The organism is Terriglobus sp. ADX1 (assembly GCF_036877645.1).
Lineage (GTDB): Bacteria > Acidobacteriota > Terriglobia > Terriglobales > Acidobacteriaceae > Terriglobus.
In genome coordinates this window covers 107,628-126,822 of the sequence record NZ_JAEDXV010000001.1, presented here as the reverse complement: position 1 = coordinate 126,822, position 19,195 = coordinate 107,628, and the positions used below count along the sequence as shown (strand labels likewise).

At 53.7% G+C, this 19,195-nt stretch carries 20 protein-coding genes and 1 tRNA gene; 12 read left to right on the top strand and 9 right to left on the bottom strand.

The features are described from left to right. Positions 1-50: 50 nt before the first annotated feature. From JAO32_RS00615 to JAO32_RS00580, 8 genes are all read left to right on the top strand, one after another. Complete coding sequence (locus JAO32_RS00615) at positions 51-392, top strand: helix-turn-helix domain-containing protein (RefSeq protein WP_334236607.1); 342 nt, start codon at positions 51-53, stop codon at positions 390-392. Next, complete coding sequence (locus JAO32_RS00610) at positions 382-1,638, top strand: type II toxin-antitoxin system HipA family toxin (protein WP_334236606.1); 1,257 nt, start codon at positions 382-384, stop codon at positions 1,636-1,638. The genes JAO32_RS00615 and JAO32_RS00610 overlap by 11 nt, the downstream gene beginning before the upstream one ends. A 133-nt stretch (positions 1,639-1,771) precedes the next feature. Then, complete coding sequence (locus JAO32_RS00605; protein WP_334236605.1) at positions 1,772-2,362, top strand: metallophosphoesterase; 591 nt, start codon at positions 1,772-1,774, stop codon at positions 2,360-2,362. A gap of 13 nt (positions 2,363-2,375) precedes the next feature. Further along, complete coding sequence (locus tag JAO32_RS00600) at positions 2,376-3,038, top strand: metallophosphatase domain-containing protein (protein WP_334236604.1); 663 nt, start codon at positions 2,376-2,378, stop codon at positions 3,036-3,038. Positions 3,039-3,092: 54 nt separating this feature from the next. Beyond that, a complete protein-coding gene (locus JAO32_RS00595) occupies positions 3,093-3,428 on the top strand; it encodes a helix-turn-helix domain-containing protein (protein ID WP_334236603.1) in 336 nt (111 codons plus the stop codon). Next, complete coding sequence (locus JAO32_RS00590) at positions 3,425-3,568, top strand: hypothetical protein (RefSeq protein ID WP_334236602.1); 144 nt, start codon at positions 3,425-3,427, stop codon at positions 3,566-3,568. Before JAO32_RS00595 ends, JAO32_RS00590 begins: the two co-directional genes overlap by 4 nt. 90 nt (positions 3,569-3,658) lie before the next feature. Continuing rightward, on the top strand, positions 3,659-3,976 hold the full coding sequence (locus tag JAO32_RS00585) for a hypothetical protein (RefSeq protein WP_334236601.1): 318 nt from the start codon (positions 3,659-3,661) through the stop codon (positions 3,974-3,976). Further along, the gene (locus tag JAO32_RS00580) at positions 3,973-4,299 is read left to right on the top strand and encodes a BrnA antitoxin family protein (protein ID WP_334236600.1); all 327 of its coding nucleotides are present in this window, start codon (positions 3,973-3,975) and stop codon (positions 4,297-4,299) included. Before JAO32_RS00585 ends, JAO32_RS00580 begins: the two co-directional genes overlap by 4 nt. An 876-nt stretch (positions 4,300-5,175) precedes the next feature. Here JAO32_RS00580 and JAO32_RS00575 read toward each other — a convergent pair. After that, positions 5,176-6,450 (bottom strand): hypothetical protein, encoded by a 1,275-nt coding sequence (locus tag JAO32_RS00575; protein WP_334236599.1) that lies wholly within the window; start codon positions 6,448-6,450, stop codon positions 5,176-5,178. A gap of 204 nt (positions 6,451-6,654) precedes the next feature. Between JAO32_RS00575 and JAO32_RS00570 the strand changes: the two genes are divergently transcribed. From JAO32_RS00570 to JAO32_RS00560, 3 genes are all read left to right on the top strand, one after another. Further along, positions 6,655-8,721 (top strand): TonB-dependent receptor, encoded by a 2,067-nt coding sequence (locus JAO32_RS00570; protein ID WP_334236598.1) that lies wholly within the window; start codon positions 6,655-6,657, stop codon positions 8,719-8,721. Then, the gene (locus tag JAO32_RS00565) at positions 8,706-10,397 is read left to right on the top strand and encodes a hypothetical protein (protein WP_334236597.1); all 1,692 of its coding nucleotides are present in this window, start codon (positions 8,706-8,708) and stop codon (positions 10,395-10,397) included. The genes JAO32_RS00570 and JAO32_RS00565 overlap by 16 nt, the downstream gene beginning before the upstream one ends. A gap of 268 nt (positions 10,398-10,665) precedes the next feature. Beyond that, on the top strand, positions 10,666-12,507 hold the full coding sequence (locus tag JAO32_RS00560; protein WP_334236596.1) for a heparinase II/III domain-containing protein: 1,842 nt from the start codon (positions 10,666-10,668) through the stop codon (positions 12,505-12,507). Between the two features lie 480 nt (positions 12,508-12,987). Here the strand turns inward: JAO32_RS00560 and JAO32_RS00555 are convergent, their stop codons facing one another. Genes JAO32_RS00555 through JAO32_RS00540 form a run of 4 tightly spaced genes read right to left on the bottom strand, consistent with a single transcriptional unit; the run spans position 12,988 to position 16,494 of the window. Next, positions 12,988-14,331, bottom strand: coding sequence for a chloride channel protein (locus tag JAO32_RS00555; protein WP_334236595.1), 1,344 nt, complete (start codon positions 14,329-14,331; stop codon positions 12,988-12,990). Next, a complete protein-coding gene (locus tag JAO32_RS00550; protein WP_334236594.1) occupies positions 14,328-14,771 on the bottom strand; it encodes a MarR family transcriptional regulator in 444 nt (147 codons plus the stop codon). Before JAO32_RS00550 ends, JAO32_RS00555 begins: the two co-directional genes overlap by 4 nt. A gap of 47 nt (positions 14,772-14,818) precedes the next feature. Then, complete coding sequence (locus JAO32_RS00545; protein ID WP_334236593.1) at positions 14,819-15,784, bottom strand: magnesium transporter CorA family protein; 966 nt, start codon at positions 15,782-15,784, stop codon at positions 14,819-14,821. After that, positions 15,778-16,494: a queuosine precursor transporter gene (locus JAO32_RS00540; protein WP_334236592.1), complete on the bottom strand. Its 717-nt coding sequence runs from the start codon at positions 16,492-16,494 to the stop codon at positions 15,778-15,780. Before JAO32_RS00540 ends, JAO32_RS00545 begins: the two co-directional genes overlap by 7 nt. Before the next feature lie 122 nt (positions 16,495-16,616). Here JAO32_RS00540 and JAO32_RS00535 point away from each other — a divergent pair. After that, positions 16,617-16,692: transfer RNA gene (locus JAO32_RS00535), tRNA-Glu, on the top strand. Positions 16,693-16,879: 187 nt separating this feature from the next. Here the strand turns inward: JAO32_RS00535 and JAO32_RS00530 are convergent. Genes JAO32_RS00530 through JAO32_RS00515 form a run of 4 tightly spaced genes read right to left on the bottom strand, consistent with a single transcriptional unit; the run spans position 16,880 to position 19,133 of the window. Beyond that, positions 16,880-17,902 (bottom strand): hypothetical protein, encoded by a 1,023-nt coding sequence (locus JAO32_RS00530; protein ID WP_334236591.1) that lies wholly within the window; start codon positions 17,900-17,902, stop codon positions 16,880-16,882. Between the two features lie 9 nt (positions 17,903-17,911). Further along, a complete protein-coding gene (locus JAO32_RS00525; RefSeq protein ID WP_334236590.1) occupies positions 17,912-18,151 on the bottom strand; it encodes a hypothetical protein in 240 nt (79 codons plus the stop codon). Then, positions 18,141-18,467 carry a hypothetical protein gene (locus JAO32_RS00520; protein WP_334236589.1) on the bottom strand — a complete coding sequence of 109 codons (327 nt, stop codon included), beginning with the start codon at positions 18,465-18,467 and terminating at the stop codon, positions 18,141-18,143. The genes JAO32_RS00525 and JAO32_RS00520 overlap by 11 nt, the downstream gene beginning before the upstream one ends. A gap of 9 nt (positions 18,468-18,476) precedes the next feature. Next, on the bottom strand, positions 18,477-19,133 hold the full coding sequence (locus JAO32_RS00515) for a hypothetical protein (RefSeq protein ID WP_334236588.1): 657 nt from the start codon (positions 19,131-19,133) through the stop codon (positions 18,477-18,479). Positions 19,134-19,195: the final 62 nt, after the last annotated feature.

The window sequence follows — 19,195 nt, the reverse complement described above, 5'->3', positions numbered from 1 at the left end:
TATATGCTCTCAAGAGCACCTTATCGCGTTTAGCGTGCTTTTGAGGAAATATGGGTACTCCTAACAAACTGATGATGGCCCCCCCATATGCTGTCGAACAGGCCCTTGCCAAAATTGGTAGAAACCTTCGCCAAGCGCGGCTACGGCGCAAACTGACGATTGAGGAAGTCGCAGAAAAGATCGGTACCGGAGTGCGTGCCATCCGGGATGCCGAGAGCGGCAAAGCCTCCACCGGGGTGGCTGTCTACGCTGCCTTGCTTTGGGCTTATGACTTGCTCTCGCCCTTCGAGGAGCTCGCCGATCCTCTCCAGGACACAGAAGGCCTTGCATTGGCAACGAGCAGAGAGAACCGGCGCGCGCGCAAGAGCGGAGAACTCGACAATGACTTCTAGCGCCGTGTCTGAATGCTTCGTCTACATCACGTTGCCCGGCGAGGTTGCGCCGATAACTGCTGGGCGGTTTGTGCTGGACAAGAATCGGACGGGTATTCCGCTCGGGCGCTTTGTCTACGGTCGGTCGTATCTTGAGAACCCTCGTGCCGTTCCGATTGACCCTGTTGAGTTGAAACTCTCCAGGAACACCTATGAAACGGTGCAGCTCAACGGTGTCTTTGGAGCACTACGCGATGCAAGTCCCGACTTCTGGGGCCGCCGCGTCATCGAGAAGCACGCTCAAAAGTCGATGCTGGGAGAGATGGACTATCTACTGGAGTCGCCCGACGACCGCGCGGGCGCTCTCGGTTTTGGTCTCAATCCAACACCGCCTGCTCCACTGCGTGCCTTCAACAAAACACTCGATCTGGAAAAGCTGCAAGAGGTAGCGGAAGAACTCATCAACGATGAGATTCCCAATGACCCTGCAGCGCCGCAGGTGCAGGAATTACTACTCCTTGGAACCTCGATGGGTGGCGCTCGCCCGAAGGCTGTCGTTCAGGACGACGAAGGGCTTTGGATTGCCAAGTTCAACCGCCCGGACGATCGGTGGAACAATACCCGCGTCGAACACGCGATGTTGCGTCTTGCCCGCCGCTGTGGGATCACCACCGCAGAAAGCCGCGTTGAAACCGTAGGAAGGAAAGACGTACTCCTTATCAAGCGTTTTGACCGTGAAAGGAGTGATGCCGGTTATAGGCGGGCACGGATGATAAGCGGTCTCACCGCACTCCGTGCGGATGAAGCCCCTGATACCCGTTCGCGTTGGTCGTATGTCCTCTTGGTGGAAGAGCTGCGGCGGTTTGTTGCCGAACCGCAAAAAGACGCGCGGGAACTATTCCGCCGAATATGCTTCAATGCATTGATTTCCAACCTCGATGACCATCCTCGTAACCATGCTTTTCTTGCGAAGGATCTGAACTGGGCCCTATCGCCGGCTTACGATTTGACGCCTTCGCCGGTTGTCAGTCAGGACCGTCGGGATCTTGCGATGGAATGCGGCGACCAGGGACGCTTCGCAAACGCAAAGAACATCCTTTCGCAGCACGCGCGCTTTCTTCTCGACAAGGAGGAGGCAGAGAGGATCGTCGCCAAGATGCGTGAAGAAGTCAGCCATTGGTACGACGTTGTTCGCGCCTGCGGTGTCTCGCAAGCCGACGCGGAAACCATTCGCAGCGCATTCCTCTATCCAGGATTTTCTTACTGAACCCTGTCGGTGTAGGTTGGATTATTTATGCGCCACTCGGTCTATCGCTCAATCTGCTTCTTCTTTCTGACGGAACTGCGGATACGCTAGCGGAACTTTATCGGTAGACTCTGTGATTGTAGGAATCAGTTCTATGCGTAATGTTTGGTTCACAGCGGATTTCCATTTCGGACACCTCAATATCATTCGCTATTGCAAACGTCCCTTCGGAAATACGCAGGAGATGGACGACGCGATTGCGGAGCGGGTGAATGCGTGCGCAAAGCCAAACGATGTGCTCTATTTCCTTGGTGACTTCTGCATGGGAAGAGAGGAGCAGGTTATTGCCTATCGAAAACGGCTGGCGTGCAAAACGATCCACTTTATAGAAGGTAATCACGACAAGACCACGCGCAAGCAACAGCAGCTATTCGCCTCCTGGGGTGTTCTGTCGGAGGTCAATGTGGCAAAGCAGCGGATCGTGCTTTGCCACTACGCTATGAGAGTTTGGCCACACCATGCGCAGGGAGCTTGGCATCTCTATGGGCATTCGCACGCCAACCTACCCGATGAACCTCTTTCACTCTCGATGGATGTTGGAGTCGATATGCACGATTTTCGTCCGTGGCATTTCGACGAAATTCGGTCTGTGATGAAGGTCAAGACTGAGGCGCGAGAAGCACGAAAGAATCGGCTTGCCGCACTTGCCGAACTAGCAACTTACGATCAGGAAATTGGAATATGAGGAAGATAACCCGATGCGACTCGTAGTGACCTCCGATACGCACGGCCTTCATGACAAGGTTGACCGTCTTCCTGATGGAGATGTTCTCGTTCACGCGGGAGACTTCATGAACTCCGGCTATGACGTACAGGATATTGTGTCGTTCAATCGCTGGCTGGGAGATCAGCCTTTCAAGCACCGCTTAGTCTGCGGGGGAAACCACGATAGGTACTTTGAGAATGCTCCTCAACTAGCCAGAGAGTTGCTGACCAATGCCACGTATCTGGAGAACACGGGCATCACGCTTGACGGTGTGACGTTCTGGGGCTCACCATACACTCCTGAGTTCCTGAACTGGGCCTTCATGTACCCGCGTGGTTCAGGGGAACGATATTGGGAGCTGATTCCCGACGACCTCGACGTGCTCATTACACACGGCCCACCGTTAGGAATTCTCGATCAGACGGCTCCCAAGGAAGCACATTTGGGATGCGCGGAACTGTTCGATGTGGTCAAAAGGAAGAAGCCGCGAGTTCACATCTTCGGCCATATCCATGGTGGGGCTGGCACGTTTGAGAACGAAACCACTCGCTTCATCAATGCCGCATATCTGAACGAGCGTTACAAACCGCTCCCGCCTGCTGGGAAAATCCACATCGTCGATATCAGCCTACAGAACCTTGAACGTACTCCATAAAGTCCTATATATTGGGCCATATAACGCCATAAGGATTTATATATGGAGCCTTATATGAGATCAGGCGTCTCAGATGTTCTTCCTCCCGCTGTCAGGCGATCGTTGATCAAGTTCGGCAGCGATCTTGCGACCGCGCGGCGTAAACGGGGACTTACAGTCCTGTCTGTAGCCGAGCGAATGGGTGTCTCCAAAAACACTTACCTCCGCGTTGAAAAGGGAGACCCCGGAGTCGGTCTCGGCGTTTACGCGATGGCGCTCTTCGTTCTGGGCTTTGGCGATCCTTTGAGAAGCCTCATTGATGTGAGCCGCGACGATGTCGGCCTTCTTCTCGATGAAGAACGCCTGCCCAAGCGCGTGCGCATGAAGAAGGCGCGGGTACCAAGGCCATGAGGCGCACCATTGACAGAGTGCTGGGAGATGGTCCGCAGATCGGCACTTCGCGTTACGACCTGCAAGGACGACGCGAAAACGCTGCTTTCGAGTATGTAGCAGGCTGGCTTGGCGAACGCGCGCGCTTCGTTGATATCTAACGCAACCAAGTATGAGGCTAGAGTCGTAGCAATACGGAAAGTAGCAGCCGCGATCTCGTCGAGTTCCTAAATCTTGATCTATTTAATTGGGTGTACAATAAATTCATGCATACTGTCGTTGAGACCGCCGAGTTCCAGAAGCAGGCGAAGGCAGTATGGAGCGATACGGAACGCGAAGCGTTCATCGACTGGATTTCCGCCAACCCGGATGCTGGCAATCTCATTCCAGGAGCGGACGGGGCGCGCAAAGTGCGCTGGAGCCGCTCCGGAATGGGAAAGCGCGGCGGAGTAAGGGTGATTTATTTCCACCTGACAGCCGAGAAGATTGTGCTGCTTGTGATGGTCTACGCCAAGGCCGCACAAGCGAACGTAAAACCCAAGGATATTAAACGAGGGGCGAAGCCGTGAAGACACTGAAGAAGATGGACGTAAACAAGGTAGCCCGCGCAATTGAAGACGATGCAGGTCACGCGCTGCCGGGGCTGCGCGAGTCCCTGGCACAAGCCAAGGCGGGCAAGTTTTCGCGGGTTCACACGCCCGAGCAGATCGTTGCGCGCCGTCGAGGCCGTCCTGTGGGAAGCAAACAGGAAGTCACCAAGGAGGCCGTCAAAATCCGGTTGGATGCCGATGTGATGGCAGCGCTCCGTGCAAGTGGAGACGGATGGCAGACACGCATCAACGATACGTTGCGTGCTTCACTGGCTTTGGGCGGGAAAATCACTCCCGCGTAAGCCGAGTCTCCGTGGCCTTCAATGCCAAAATGCAGACACAACGAGCGGTCCTCAGACTTCAATTCGCTTCGCATAGTGGCCGGTTCGCCGCCTCCGAACAGCCATCAAAACAGCCACCGCGACGAATCAGAATCATTCGTAAAATTTGGCTCCGAGACCCGTTCGGACCTTAATCCGCCGAAACAGCCAGTGGCTGTTTTGATGGCTGTTCGTTTCCAACTTTTCTGCTTTTGGCTGCGTCGCACTGCAACTTCAAATTCTCTTGTATCTATCTGTAAATAAGACGTTTGATGCGATCTTATGCGTTACGGTGCAACACCCTGCAAAAGGCCAAAAATCAGACTCAAAATCCGCCGACCCTTGCGGTCGTGGGGGTTCGCCCCCCTCCCGGCACCATAGATACAACAACTTACATCATCGTCGCTCCAAGCTTGGAGCCGACTTTGTCAGTGGTGTGGCTCAGATGCGGCCAAAGCAGGTAAAGGGAAAATCCTAGAGCCCCGACGCTCGATCGTCCGAGCCAGTATATTGCCGCATTCAACCACGGAAAGATTAGGCATGCCTGACGCCAAGGCAACTGACAGCTTGGTCTGACTCCAGTTTGAAACGGTAGGAACCCATTCGAGGTCGTCGATATTCATACCATTGTTATAAATATCGATATATCGCCATGAAACGACGGTAGCTATCCAGCGAGCGAGGATCATGCCTCTCCGGCAGCGATGTGGATATTCGGCAGCGGCGCTTGGCTGTCTTCCCTGCACCGGTAAGCACCCAAATATCCCCCGTTATTCTCAGTACATACCGCAGGTTTCAAAGCGAATATCACCTACGTTCCGTGAATATGGGTTGAAGATCTTGATCGCCTAACGTCATTTACCAGAATTCACTGGCGATGACCGTAGAATTTCCAGTGTTCCCATCCACCACTTCCACTTTCAGAACGGCTTCAAAGTTCTCGCCGCTCCAGTTGGCGGGCGCCTGGCGGAACAATTCGGTAAGTTTGTCTTGTTCCACTACAAACTCGCCTGCTGCTTCTGTTCCATTCGAACTGATGCCAGCAATTACAAAAACCGGACCGTGCGTTGTGGAACTTGTGAAGCGGGACACAATCGCATAGTCTACCGTTTGCTTGTGGAATGGCTGCAGGAAATCGACGTTCCAATCGTGCATAGTGGGATGCTTGGCGTCACGGATATACGTGATACTGCGCACGTTCTCCGGGGTGAACTGAAAGCGAGCATCTTTCATCAACTGCAACGTCCACTTGTTGTCGTTTGCATTCACCAACACAATGGGGCGTTCATGAAAGTCTGAGAGCACATTGGACTCAGAGTCATGGATCGTAAACGGCTTCTTGTGGATTTGAAGAAAGCCGGCAATGTTCGCGATGGCTTTGGCTGTCGTGGTCGAGACGCGAAACTCTGGACGAATGATGTGGTCCTGAATGTTGATGTCCGCAGGTTCAGGTCCAACCGTGACTGGATTAACTGGTCTGCCAGTACTGATGAGTACAGGGTTCTGATTCTCAAGCAGCGGCATCCAGACTCGTTCCACCAGACCGGAGTCAGATTTGCTCGCCAATCGTAAATAGCTCCACCCGGCAAGCAGGAATGCGAGCAAGGAACATGCTGCGATCCCATACCAAAGCACCGGACGCGCGGCAGCGTTGGATCGCAGACGTTCAACGAATCCTGGTACTTCAACGAGGGGCGTAGCCGATTGCGGGAGAGTGGCGGGATCCGTGCGCTTCAGAATCTGAGGCACATAGGTGCCCAAGGGAAGGCGAAACTCAATCGCATGCTCGAACGTGGCATCGCGGTAAAACTGTGCCAGCCTCTTACGGATTTCGCTGGCGCTTATGCGAACGACGGGATCTTCATGTGTATCGTAGTCCGCATCACGACCGAAGACCTCAATGCCAATGGTTCTTTCTTTTAACTGTTCGGGATGTCCTTCCAGGGTCTTCTCTGTGATGTAGCGAAGCATGGCAGGATACCTGCGGCTACTGCGGAAGGTGGGGCTCGCCAGAACTGAGTCCAGCGATTTCAGAACCAGTTCGTGATCCGACTGTGTGGCAGGTGACCATTCGAGTTGGGGGTCGGTTACCACTCGCAAAGCATAAATCTGTGGTTCAGCCTTTGTAAACATTCGTAGAGAAGCTAATAAATAAACTCGATACCCCTGTATTACTCTCTTCGGGATCAAGTGTTACGTTATTGATTTGCAAGGAGATTCCGGCGATACCTCGGGACGCTGCCGTACCGCACCTATCCAATCCATTTCACATCACGAAGAATCCGTCCCATTCTCAGACTGCGACATTTCCTGCGATCTGATTTGGAGGATCCCCGGTTGAAAACGAAAACAAGACTTACCCTTGGACTTGCCTGCCTGCTCATGAATGGAAACATCCTTGCGCAGAGTGGAGCGGGAACGATTCAAGGAACGCTGACAGATTCCACTGGCGCGATTATGGCAAACGCAGCCGTTCATGTACTGAACGTGAAGACGGGGCAGACGACAGATACCGTTACCAATAGCACCGGGTTTTATTCCTTACCTGGCCTTTTTGCCGGTAGCTATACCGTTACGTTTTCCGCTCCAGGCATGAAGCAATACGAACGCAGCGTAGACCTGCAGGTTGCGCAGACTCTTACGGTCAGTCCGGCTCTAACGATTGGAGACAGCTCGGAGAAGATCACCGTAACTGCAGATTCGATCCAGCTTGCGACCTACAACAGTGGCACCATCAGCAACCAGCTGGACAATGCCCGTATCAACCAGCTGCCGATGAACGGCCGCAGCATCTTGACCTTAACGGGGCTCACCACGCCAGGGCTGGAGTCTGGTGGTACACGTGCGAACGGCCTGCTGGCCGCCGGCATTGAATATGTGCAGGACGGTGCCCCGATGACGAACCGCAATATCGGCGGTCAATCCGCGCAGGCGGACCCCGATGCGATTCAGGAGGTGAGGGTGGAGACCAGCGGCTCCAATGCCATGTATGCGACGCCTGCCACCGCGGTGTTGACCACAAAGTCCGGAACAAACCAGTTGCATGGCAGCTTGTTTGAAACAGCCCGCAACAATGCCATTGGCGTGGCCCGTTCTCGAGCGAACCCTGCGAACTTTGTTGCCCCGCGTCTTATCCGGAATGAGTTCGGCGCTTCGGCTGGTGGTCCAGTGCTGATTCCCAAGCTATACGATGGCAGAGACATGTCGTTCTGGTTCCTTGCCTATGAACGCTACTCTCTTCGCTCCGGAAGCTATACGAACGGATATGTACCAACGCAGGCGATGCGCAATGGCGACTTTAGCGGTCTGGTAGCCAGCGGTGCCGCCGTCACTCTGTACGATCCGAATACGACATACGCTGCGGCTAGTTGCCCAAGCACAAGCGGCAAAGCGAATCAGTACTGTCGTACGCCATTTGCCAATAATCAGATTCCTGCGAACCGCCTCAGTCCGTTAGCCAAGACACTGAATGCGATTACGCCTCTTCCGACAAACAGCGCAAATCCATTTCAGGCTCCGAATATCTCGTATCCGGCTACGACGAATACTGATGCGCCAACTATCTCTACGCGTGTAGACCACACGTTCAATGAGAAGAACAATGTGTACCTTCGTTACACCTATTACAACAACCGCACACTCAGTCCCTACAGCACAACGCAGTATGCGGCAACGGTCGCCGGTGGCGGACTTCCGGCAGGCATTAGCAATCAGATCGTGTCGACGACCAAGAGCAACAGTGCAGGTTTCGGATTTACGCACATCTTTTCACCCACCTTTGTGTCGCAGACGGTGATTGGAAATGTTTGGCAGACAACGTGGGCCAATCTGCCACCCAACGGGGCGGATCAAAACTACGAAGCGCAACTTGGCTTGCCGAACAATTTTGGTTCCACCGGTATGCCTGGGATCAGCGGTATGGTGTACGGCTTTAGCGGAACGCAGCTTCAGTGGGGCGGTCCGGAAATCATCACGAACATTGATGAAAACCTTACAAAGACGCTGGGGCGGCATCAGCTGTTTTTCGGTGGACGTTATCGTCATGAACGTCTCGGCATTTTGCCGGATAGGACCGCCGATGGCGTTACATTTGGTGGACTTGGAACAGGCCTTTATGACCCGACGTCGGGCACGAATTATGGCAAAGTGGCAAATACCGGATCAGCAGATGCGGATTTCTATCTTGGGTATGCATCCAACTATAGCTCGCGCCTGAACCCTCCCTACGAACACTGGCGCGATCAGGAGTTTGACGCATACTTCCAGGACGACTTCCATGTGTCCGAGAAGATGACATTCAATCTTGGCTTGCGTTGGGAAGCACATCCCGTTGCAACGGAGCGTATCAATGCCATCAATGGCTTTGATATGAACAACGGAGCGTCGTATTGGGAACACCGCTAAGCACGCTGATTGCGAAAGGCTATACAACTCAGGCGCTCATCACCAATCTGCAGAATTTGGGCGTTGTGTTTGAAACGGCGCAGGCGGCGGGCCTGCCTCCGCATCTAATCTATGGGAACAACGCCATCTTCGACCCGCGTATCGGCTTTGCCTATGCTCCATTAGGAGCAGGCCGTGGCACCGTGTTGCGTGCCAGCTTCGGACGTTACTCGTATCCCATTCCATTGCGTAACTTCTATGCAACCGCAAAGACGAATGCGCCGTTCTCCGCAGTCTATTCGCAGAGCTATACCACGGGCGCGCAATCACCTGATGGCTTGAATAATTACATGCTGCGTGCACCGCAGTCGGTGATCGCAGGGCAGAACAGTTCGGGCGTGGTGAACTCTGCAACCGTCAATTCACTCACGCCGGGTGTGACCGAATTTGTACTGAATCCGCATTACCCGCCTAACATGGTCAACCAGTTGAATGGCACCGTTGAGCAGCCTCTGAAATTCGGTTCTGTTCTACGCGTCAGTTATGTGTTCCAGCGCGCTACAAATCTGGATCAGCAGTACATGTTCAACAACGCAATGTCCACGTACGTATGGGATGTCAGCACGGGCACCACCCCACCGGGCGGCACGTACTCCGCAGTGGCATTAAATCCGTATAACAACAAGACCTATGGCGGGTTGATTCGGGATGACCGCAACGGCTATGCCAATTACAACGCACTGCAGGCGAACTATCAGCGGCTCTACAAGAACGGGTACGCGTTTCAGATTTCGTACGTGTTTGCACGATCCATGCGTGTGGGTGGCAATGCATTTCGCGACGGACTGATTTATCCCGCTGCCGACTATGCTCCGGGCATACTGAAAGACTCCAGCTACGATGGACTGAATCGTCTGCAGAACTACATGATTGATACAGCGACGCCGCTGCATCATCTAGGCTTCAATGGCCTGGTGGATCTTCCATTTGGTCGTGGCAAGAAGTTTCTTGGTAATAGCAATCGGCTTGTGAATGAGCTTGTCGGCGGCTTCCAGATCGCGTACTCCGGTAGCGTTGTCTCGCAATATTTTCAACCCACAGCAACAAACTGGGGAGGCGTTAATCCTCAGGGGACAGGCACCATGGGGTCGGTTGAAATCTACAAGCACAAGCGCAAAGTCACCGACTGCACCAGTGGCACCTGCCTTGCCGGTTATCAATGGTTTAACGGCTATATTGCTCCCCTATCTCTCAGTAATCCCTGCACTGCAAACGTCGTATCTGGTATCCCCGCGGGATATCAGCCGTATCAAACACCAGTAAATATTGATCCCGGTACGGTCACGTGCTCTGGAGGCTCCGCAAAGGCTTCGAACACAAACTATGGAACGAATAACGTCCCCGTAGCGCTGGCGAACAAGACGACAGCGACAGTGGCGTACTCACCGGGACCCGCCGGAGTCAATCCATTCTCAAAGACCGTGCTCCTTGGACCGATGAATTGGAATGCTGACATCTCCATCTTCAAAGTATTTCCAATTACGGAGAAGGTGAACTTCCGCGTCAATATGGATGCATTCAACGCGTTCAATATCCAGGGGAGCATTAATCCAAGCGCAACCTCCGGCATTGAGTACCTGAATTCGTCGTATTGGACTCCGCGTCAGATTCAATTAACAGCACGCCTAACGTTTTAGGGGCCTCCTCCCTGTTGTCGATTTTGAGTGGCATGAATCTAATGCCATTCAAAATCGACTTTTTTGATGCGTAGTATTGAGACCGTAATTTGATAACGCGCAAGAAGGATGTGTGATGGCAGAACACCTCATGATGACGCGGAGAGCGATGCTATCCGGTACGGCGGCATTCCTTACTGCTCCTGCAATGTTTGGCAGCAGAGTACAGCCACAAATAGCGAGCTCCGAACCGCCTAAGCGAATGCTGGTTCCTATCTTCACGGAGAGCATGCTGAATCAACATTTGGCGGGACCTCAACAATGGAAACCATTCGCGCGCGGCTCCGACCGGGCAACGTGGCAGGCGGTTCCTGACGATGTACGCTCTGCATTGATTTCTACTGGCGAGAAGGCGGCGAAATCCGGATGGGACGTGCTGCCTGCATCATTGTTCCTGGGGTTTCGTGAAAAGGGAAATCGTACAGAGTATGAAGCGGTGTACTTTCGCAGGCGACAGACGCTCTGTAGCCTGGTGCTCGCAGAGTGTGCGGAAGGTAAGGGACGCTTTCTTCGTGCTATTAGTGATGGCCTGTGGCTTATCTGCGAGGAAAGCTTCTGGGGTGTCCCTGCTCATCTGGGCATGCAGAAGGCCGGCGTTGGATTACCGGATGTTCAGGATCCGATTATTGACTTGTTCGCGGGTGACACCGCGAGTACGTTGTCAGTCACCAGCTATCTTCTTGGTTCAGAACTGAACTCGGTTTCACCCATGATCCAGAAGCGGGTTGCGTTGGAAACTCAACGACGTGTACTTACGCCGGCGTTGCAACGGACTGACTTCAGTTGGATGGGATTGTCGGAGCATCCGGGACATTTGAACAACTGGACACCGTGGATTTGCTCCAACTGGATCATGACGAATCTGTTGATGGAGACAGATCGCAAACGACAAGTAGAAGCAACGACCAAAGCATGCAAAGTGCTTGATAACTATCTGTCTGAGCAGCCTCTGGATGGTGGATGTGATGAAGGACCGGCGTATTGGAGTGTTGCTACTGGGTCCTATCTGGATTGTGTTTCGTTCATGCAATCGGCAACACGGTCAGATACAGTCACACAGGACAATATATTCCTGCAGCGCATGGTGCATTACATTGTCGATGCTCATATCGCAGGTTCGTATTATGTGAACTACGGGGATGCTCATCCCAAATTGAATTATTCCGGCCTTTTATTGCATCGCCTGGGCCGCATTGCAAGCGATACAACAGTGCAGTCCTTCGGCACATTCCTCTCAAACCAGCAACAGCGTTTCGCGGGCGAGGGACAGGGGAAGTTGATGCGAGACGTTCTCGATCTTGCAGAGATCTCTAAAATGCAAGCGGGAAAGGGACAAGATGCGCTGGTAAGAAACGCCTGGTATCCGGCGCTTGGATTGATGACAGCGCGCCAGGTAGAAGGCTCTGACCGTGGTTTTTATCTGTCTGTGCAGGCAGCGCCGAATGCACGCAGCCACGGCCATAATGATTCCGGCAGTTTCATCATCTTTCACAACGGAAGGCCATTGTTTATTGACGTCGGCGTGGAGGCATACAGCGCTCTGACGTTCAGCTCAAAACGCTACACGCTTTGGACGATGCAGTCGGCCTATCACAACCTGCCTTTGATCAACGGATTGATGGAGAGTGAGAAGAAAGGTATGGGCGCTACATCTCTCACGTTCGCGGAAGAACCACAGAAGGTAAGTTTGAGCATGAATCTGGCAAGCGCATTTCCTGCCGAGGCCAGAATCAATCGCTGGCATCGCCGTGTGGCATTAGATCGCGCCGATGGATCGATTCTTCTTCAGGAAGAATTTGAACTGCAGGATGAAGTGCCGGTGGCCTTGGCATTTATGACGCCGGTGCTGCCAGTGGTGGATGGGGCAAATACGCTACGTTTTCATACGTCCAGCCAAGGAACAGTGGTTATGCAGTTTGATGGCGGCGTACTGCATCCCACATGGGAAGAAAGAACTCTAACGGATACGGGGTTGCGCAAGAGTTGGGGAGACACCATCTACCGAGTCTTGCTGTCATCAAAAAAGCCTGTCCGGGCAGCCGAGTGGGATATCGTGCTGCGCTCGGAATAAGAAAGTTGCAACGAGGCAAGGAAGCAAGGTAGCTCAAATGCCGGCAAAAGTGGCCGCGTTGAAAGCGTCTAGGGATACGGCCATCAATCCGACTACGGGCTAGTCGGCATTGCGAGTATCACCTGGGCCCGCGGTTTGCGAGCGAAATGGATTCCACGAATCTTTTCAATCAAGAACATTGAACCCGACCAGAGGTGTCAGGGCACATTCCTGATTTGCTAAACGTGAACCAGGATGTGCCGAAGATGCCGAGGAAACGACAAAGAAGGAACATGGAGTTTTTGAGAAGGTTCTGGCTCTGAGGATAACGCTTCATTCGATACAGAAGCGCATTTCGGGCATGCTCATTCTCGGACCTGCGGGATCCGGTAACTCGGTGGGCGGCAACCTACAATCGGTCAACAGGTGCAAGGGAGCGATGAACAATGAAGAATTCAAGCGGTTGATTTGTTTATTGCAGAGTTGAGTTGTTGGATAGCTTTAGGATTCAGCGCGGGAGTGCACGTGTTGCGCTGGTGATATGGATGCATCGCCAGAGATCACATACGCAATCGCTGCGCCTACGAGGGCGGGGATCAAGAATCCGTGACCGCCTGTTGTCTCAGCCATGAACACTACCGCCGCCAGCGGAGCCTTGTACGCTGCCGAGATAAACGATGTCATTCCTACAGCTTCATACAGTCCCAGGGTCTGTGTGTGAACGACACTCTGGCCGAATGCTGCACCGAGACTTCCACCGCTCAGAAACAACGGAACAAACATTGCACTAACGCCGCCCACTCCCAGTGTGCAAGCAGTTGCCGCAAGCTTCATCAAGGTGAAGAACAACAACTCCGGCGTTGAGTGATTCTGGCCAATGATCATCCGTACCGCTTCATAATTCGGACCAAGCGGAACAAGAGTTCCAGGATAGAAATGCAAGAATGCAAGACCACATAAAGCTGTTGCCAACCCACCGATTCCCATCTTGATCCAGTGCGCAACCGGACATTGGACGATGGCCCGACGAAGCCTGCGGAATGTAATGACGAATGTCATAGCGATCAAACCGATCAACATTCCCAACAGCGCACACCACACAAGATCTTTCGGCGTGTAAGAAGATGAAGCTGCAAATGCAAATAGTGGTTCGCTGCCGAAGAAGACACCAAGTGTCATGTAAGAAACGACCGATGCAATCAGAGATGGCACAAGCGCCTCGTGCGCCATGTCATCTTTGTAGGGCATCTCCAACGCAAAGACGATACCCGTAAGAGGCGCTCGAAAGACCGCGGACATACCAGCCGCAGCACCACAGAGCAACAAGATGCGACGATGACGCGAAGTCAGTCCTAATGCGGAAATTTTCCGCAATCGCGACCACACCCATGTGCCGATGGCTGCACCACCATAGATCGCCGGGCCTTCCAATGCGGCGCTTCCACCAGAACCAACGGTAGTAATTGCCGCGATCAACTTCACAGGTGTTGAACGCAGATCAATCTTCCCATCGTTCTCGTGATACATCTCGATCACTTCTTCGGTGGAATGCAGATTGGGATCAGGCGTTCCAAACTGCATCAGTAGTCCAGTAACGATGCCGCCAAGCGTCAGTCCCGGAATGATGATCCAATGATGCGCAAGGTACAAAGCAAGCACGCTGGGCCAGACATAGCGCAGAAGAACAGTTGCAACTGCGGTAATTCCCAACCCTGCAGTAACGCCAACAATGGGAGCTACGATCAACCAGCGATGGAGATTCCGTTCATACGTGCTGGAAAGATCCTCATGCACTAGCGGAAGAGAACGGCTTAACCAACCTCCTCTGGGCTTCTCGAAGGTCACTCTATCTCTCCTTCCGATTCGCCATCGAGCAAGATGATCTTATTCAGTGAGGCGATCATTTCAGGCGCCCAGAGGCGCAGTTCGCGAGCGTGATCTCTAGAGAGCCGCCCCAACATTTTTTTACCGGATGGCGTCAGCTGCAGAATCACGTATCGCCGATTCTCTTTTAGCTTGTCGCGTACAAGAAAGCCTGCGGCTTCGCAGCGCTTACAGAGTTCTACCGCGCTGTTGTGTTGTAACTGCAGCCGTTCGGCGATATAGGCAACCGTAACCAGCGTGTCAGGCGGCACCCCGGCCACCTGCAGCAGAAGCTGATGTTGTTGTGGAAGAAGCCCTGCTTTTTCAGCAGCCAATTCACTGTAATGCAGAAAGCGGCGGAGATCAGCCCGAAAGGCTGCCAGTGCTACCGTCAGTTGCTTATCACTAGAAGTCGGCTTCACATACATATCGTATCACGATATGTATGTGAAGCCGACTTCTATTTTCATTAGAACCAGCGACGGTTACGGAAAAATGCGAGAGGCAAAACGACGGACAAAAGCATTAAACCCAAGGCATACGGATAGCCGTGAGCCCAGTGCAATTCTGGCATGTGCTCAAAATTCATTCCGTAAATAGAACCAATCAACGTAGGTGGCAGAAAGATTACGGCCGCTACGCTGAGTGTTTTCATGATTGCATTCTGCTGAATGGAGATGAGACCGATATTGGAATCAAGCAGGAATTGAATCTGCGTCTGCAAGAAGTTGTCGTGCTCCAACAGTGACTGCACATCCAACGTGAGTGTTTTCAGCCTTGTATCCAGCCCCGTATCGTTCTCAATCTCAAGCTTCAAGAAAGGCAGAGCGCGACCGATACTATGAAGACTTTGTCGGACGCGTGCTGCAAGCTCTCCTGCATTCCCGATGCGCGTCAAGACCTGGCTCAAGTCCTTAGCCGCGATGCTTTCCATTGACGTCGACGTATCACGCGAGAAGATCTCAAGCGAGATGGGATCCAACGCATCACCAATCTCTTCGAGGATGTCGGCATCGCGATCTACGATGGTCTCCAGCAAACAAAGCAGCAACGACTGCGACGATGGAAATGCCTGTTCCGGCTTGTGTGTACGCGTGAGAAACTGGGCAAACGACTTAGGTTCCGCATAACGCAACGTAATGAATTGCTGCCCAACCAGGACGAGCGTAAAGCTTGTCAGTCCTGGCTCTCCCCTGCTTCCCCGCTCCACTGCACGCACGGTGATATAGGTAGCATCTCCCTCGTGATAAAGGGCGCTGCTGCTCTCCACCTCACGCATCTCTTCTCGCGTGGGAATCGTGATCTTTAATTCCGCTTCAACGCGCTGCTCTTCTTCAGTGGAAGGAGCATAGAGATCGATCCATGCGGCATCCTTCAGATCACCTTCTGCACCAATTTCCAACTGACCCGCGCGGTCATAGTATGTCGTTAACATTCTGTGGAGGAAGCAGCCTTTCTTTCGGAAAACCGAAACGGATTGAAGGACGTATGTCGATCGAAACTTTCTCCGCCTTCAATTCGCTTCAAAGCATAGATGACGGCATACGTTAGCGGTGTTGCCAATATTTCATAGCCAACCTTCAGCGCGTAGCTGCTGAGAATCATGAAGGTCATCGTTTTTACGGGCACTATGCCGCCAAACGTCAGCACCACCACCAGGCTTGTATCGATTGCTTGTCCGACTACGGTGGACCCAACAGTACGCGTCCAAAGCCAACGCCCGTTAGTCAGCAATTTCAGACGGGCCATGACGTAGCTGTTGGCGAATTCTCCAAACCAGAAGGCGGCGAGACTTGCAGCAAGGATGCGGGGGATGAATCCGAAGACCGTCGAGAAGGCCTCTTGATTGTGCCAACTGGGATCGGCGGGCAGCTTGATCGTCAGCGCTGCTGCGACATAGAGCAATGCCGTCGCAAAGAAACCAAGCCAGATGGCCCGCCGCGATGCTGCGTATCCATACACTTCTGTAAAGACGTCTCCAAAAATGTATGTGATGGGAAAGAGCAAAATCGCACCGGAAACCGGCAAACCGCCGATGCGACATATCTTCTGCGCGAGGAGATTCGACACCAGCAAAATGACGACGAATGCTACCTGCAATACATCCAACAAGCGGCGAGTGGGCTGACTGTGCGTGTGAGTCATTTGCGTTCCACTGGAGACTAGCACCGTTCCTCAAAAGAACGTTTCGCAAATTTTGACATTGAGCTCAGATACGACTAATCTTGGAGATGGCACAGCGTGATTCCACGCTCGAGCGCAAGTGCGTCCCCGTCGTCCAGTGGCCCAGGACACCGCCCTTTCACGGCGGTAACACGGGTTCGAATCCCGTCGGGGACGCCACAGAAAACACTCCACTTACAACAGAATAAAGCAGCAACGCAAATAGATGCGGGACTCCTACGGGACCAGCGCGGACTTCTCTCCTGCGAGTGCAGCTACCGCGAGTCGCGCAGGATGAACGGGACCAAGATGCTTCCTAAGCTCCCTGTCAGCATCTTCGAGCGCCTTCCGATAGATTTCATCCCGGCTATCCACGGTAAGACTCCCACCCAGCGACAAATATCCGTGCCTCAGCGATAGATTTGAACGGGATCATGGCGTGACGGTCATGCATCAGCACCACACACGGATAGTGCGCCGCAGTCGTCAGGCTGAAGAACCGCTTCGCATAGCCGCTATTCTCATGGAGCGTTCCACCGGTAATGTAGACGCGCTCAGAACCTGCGTCCTCCGTGGCAGAGAAGGCCCACTGATGGATGTCACCCATGAATACCAGTTCGCGGTCTGCCGCCTGCTGCCGAACGTACCGGCCTTGGGCGTGAAGGCGGTTGAACATGGAGCCGCCGCGGAACTTATGGCTGGCCGCCGCCTTGTACACTTGCTTACCGACAACGATGTCCGAGTGGCCGATGCCGTTGTGATACACGCACCGGCGCGCCAGGAGATTCTTCACGGCAGACGTACCAGCCTGTGACTCCTGCCGCATCACTGCATGGTTGTCCCATGTTGCAAATGCGACTTTGTGCTGGATCTCGTCCAGCCAGGATTCCATAAACGCCTCTTGCATCTCCGGCGTCAGCACCTGGCTCGTCACTTCAAGGACGCCGCGAAGCCTAATGGCCATCTCAGCGAAATCACCCATGAGTGCAATGTAGAGCCCCGGCGTCTTCACAATCTCTTCTGTCATAGACACGAAGCCATCGTAGTTAGCGCCGTACGAGCCGATGTGCTGGTCGCCGAAGCCGCACAGGATGACAGGCGACTTACCATCGCCAAGTGCAATACGGGCTTGGTCCTGTGACCACGAGGTCGACTTCTTCAAGCGCTGCATCGCCTTCGCGGGCTCGATGAAGTCTCGCCAGTGATATGTGGCAATCTTCTTATCTGCGCTTACGCCCGTAGCCTTCAAGGGTTGCGCCATGCGAGAGCGGATATTCGACACACTTCCAACGGAGATACCGAACTGCATAGCGATGTCCCGGTGAGACAGCTTCGTCGCTAACGCCCGCTCCACCCCTGCCACAACCTTCTTATCGAGAGATTTCTGCATGCGTCTCCGTTATTTATGGAACCAAGTTTTAAACAGCTCGTAACCGACGACGATAGCCAACGTCACACCGGTCCCGCGGACGTAGATGTTTTCAAGACTCCGCAACCGCTTGTCATGCTCGGCCACTTCCGCCTCAACACGGGGCAACCGTCCATGCTCCGTATCACCATCGACGGAGCCCAGCAGTTGAATTAGAAGGTGCTCCATCATGCGCTCAATTCTTTGCAACGAAGTAGTCTCAGGAGGCATTGGCCCCGCCCTCCTGCTTCGCAATCACCACTTCCGCATTCTTTGAGCGGCGATGGTTGAGCGCCACGGTTGCGCAGGTACTACCAGTGCCGGCCAATCCAAGAATCAGCCCCACCAACGCCGCATCCACCCGGTGCTCGTGTGAATGAACGTGGACAAAGCAAAGCGACAGCACGCATGCAAAGAAGCCCGCCGCGAGAACCATGTTCCACGCGAGGTACACCCACTTCGTTGAGCTAGGACCGCCCTCGAACGGCAGCGCCTTCAGGATCGTCCACCAGCGGAACGTCTTTATCTTTTCCAGCAGCTCACCCATTCCGCCTCCTCAGAATCCGATTGCGCAAGCCGCACCGGCGCCCGCGGCACCAATGGCAGCACCCTGCGAACCCTTGAAATAGCCGCCCATAAATGCACCGCCTGCCGCGCATGCAACAGGAATCACAACCCGCTTTACCCGCTGAATCCATGTGCCGCCCTTCAGCGCCTTAACGGCGGCGGCCGTGGCCTGCTTCTGGTCGACAAGATCTGCACTGCACGCCGTTAGGCTTTTCTGCGTTGCATCACAGGCAATCTGCTGTTTTGCAATCGTCTGCGCCTGGGCATCCGTAAGAATCACTCGCTGCGCAGTGTCCGGCGCGGATGGCAGCTCGTCGTACACCTTCGAGCCTCTAAGATCGCCCTGCTCAACGACCGTAACCGGATCTACCGTCTTCAACGCCGGGCCACCTACTGTCGGCGGTGTCGCGATGTAACGCTCAATCACTTGCGCAGCTTGCGGCGCGGATTTAATCGCATCCATCTGTTTCTTTAGGTCAGCGATCGCAGCAGCAGTTTGCGTGTCGCGTTCTTTTTGAGCGTCGGACTTAGCAGTGACTACCGCCTCTGCTGTCACTCGCGCCTCGCGCTCACGGATGTATGCACTCACCAGCAACAGTGCGACGAGTAGGGCGATTCCGATTTCTAATTTCCGTGAGGTTGTCATGGCTTCATGGTGGTTATCCCATGTCATGCAGAATGTGCGCCAAACAAACAAAAGCGGGGCCA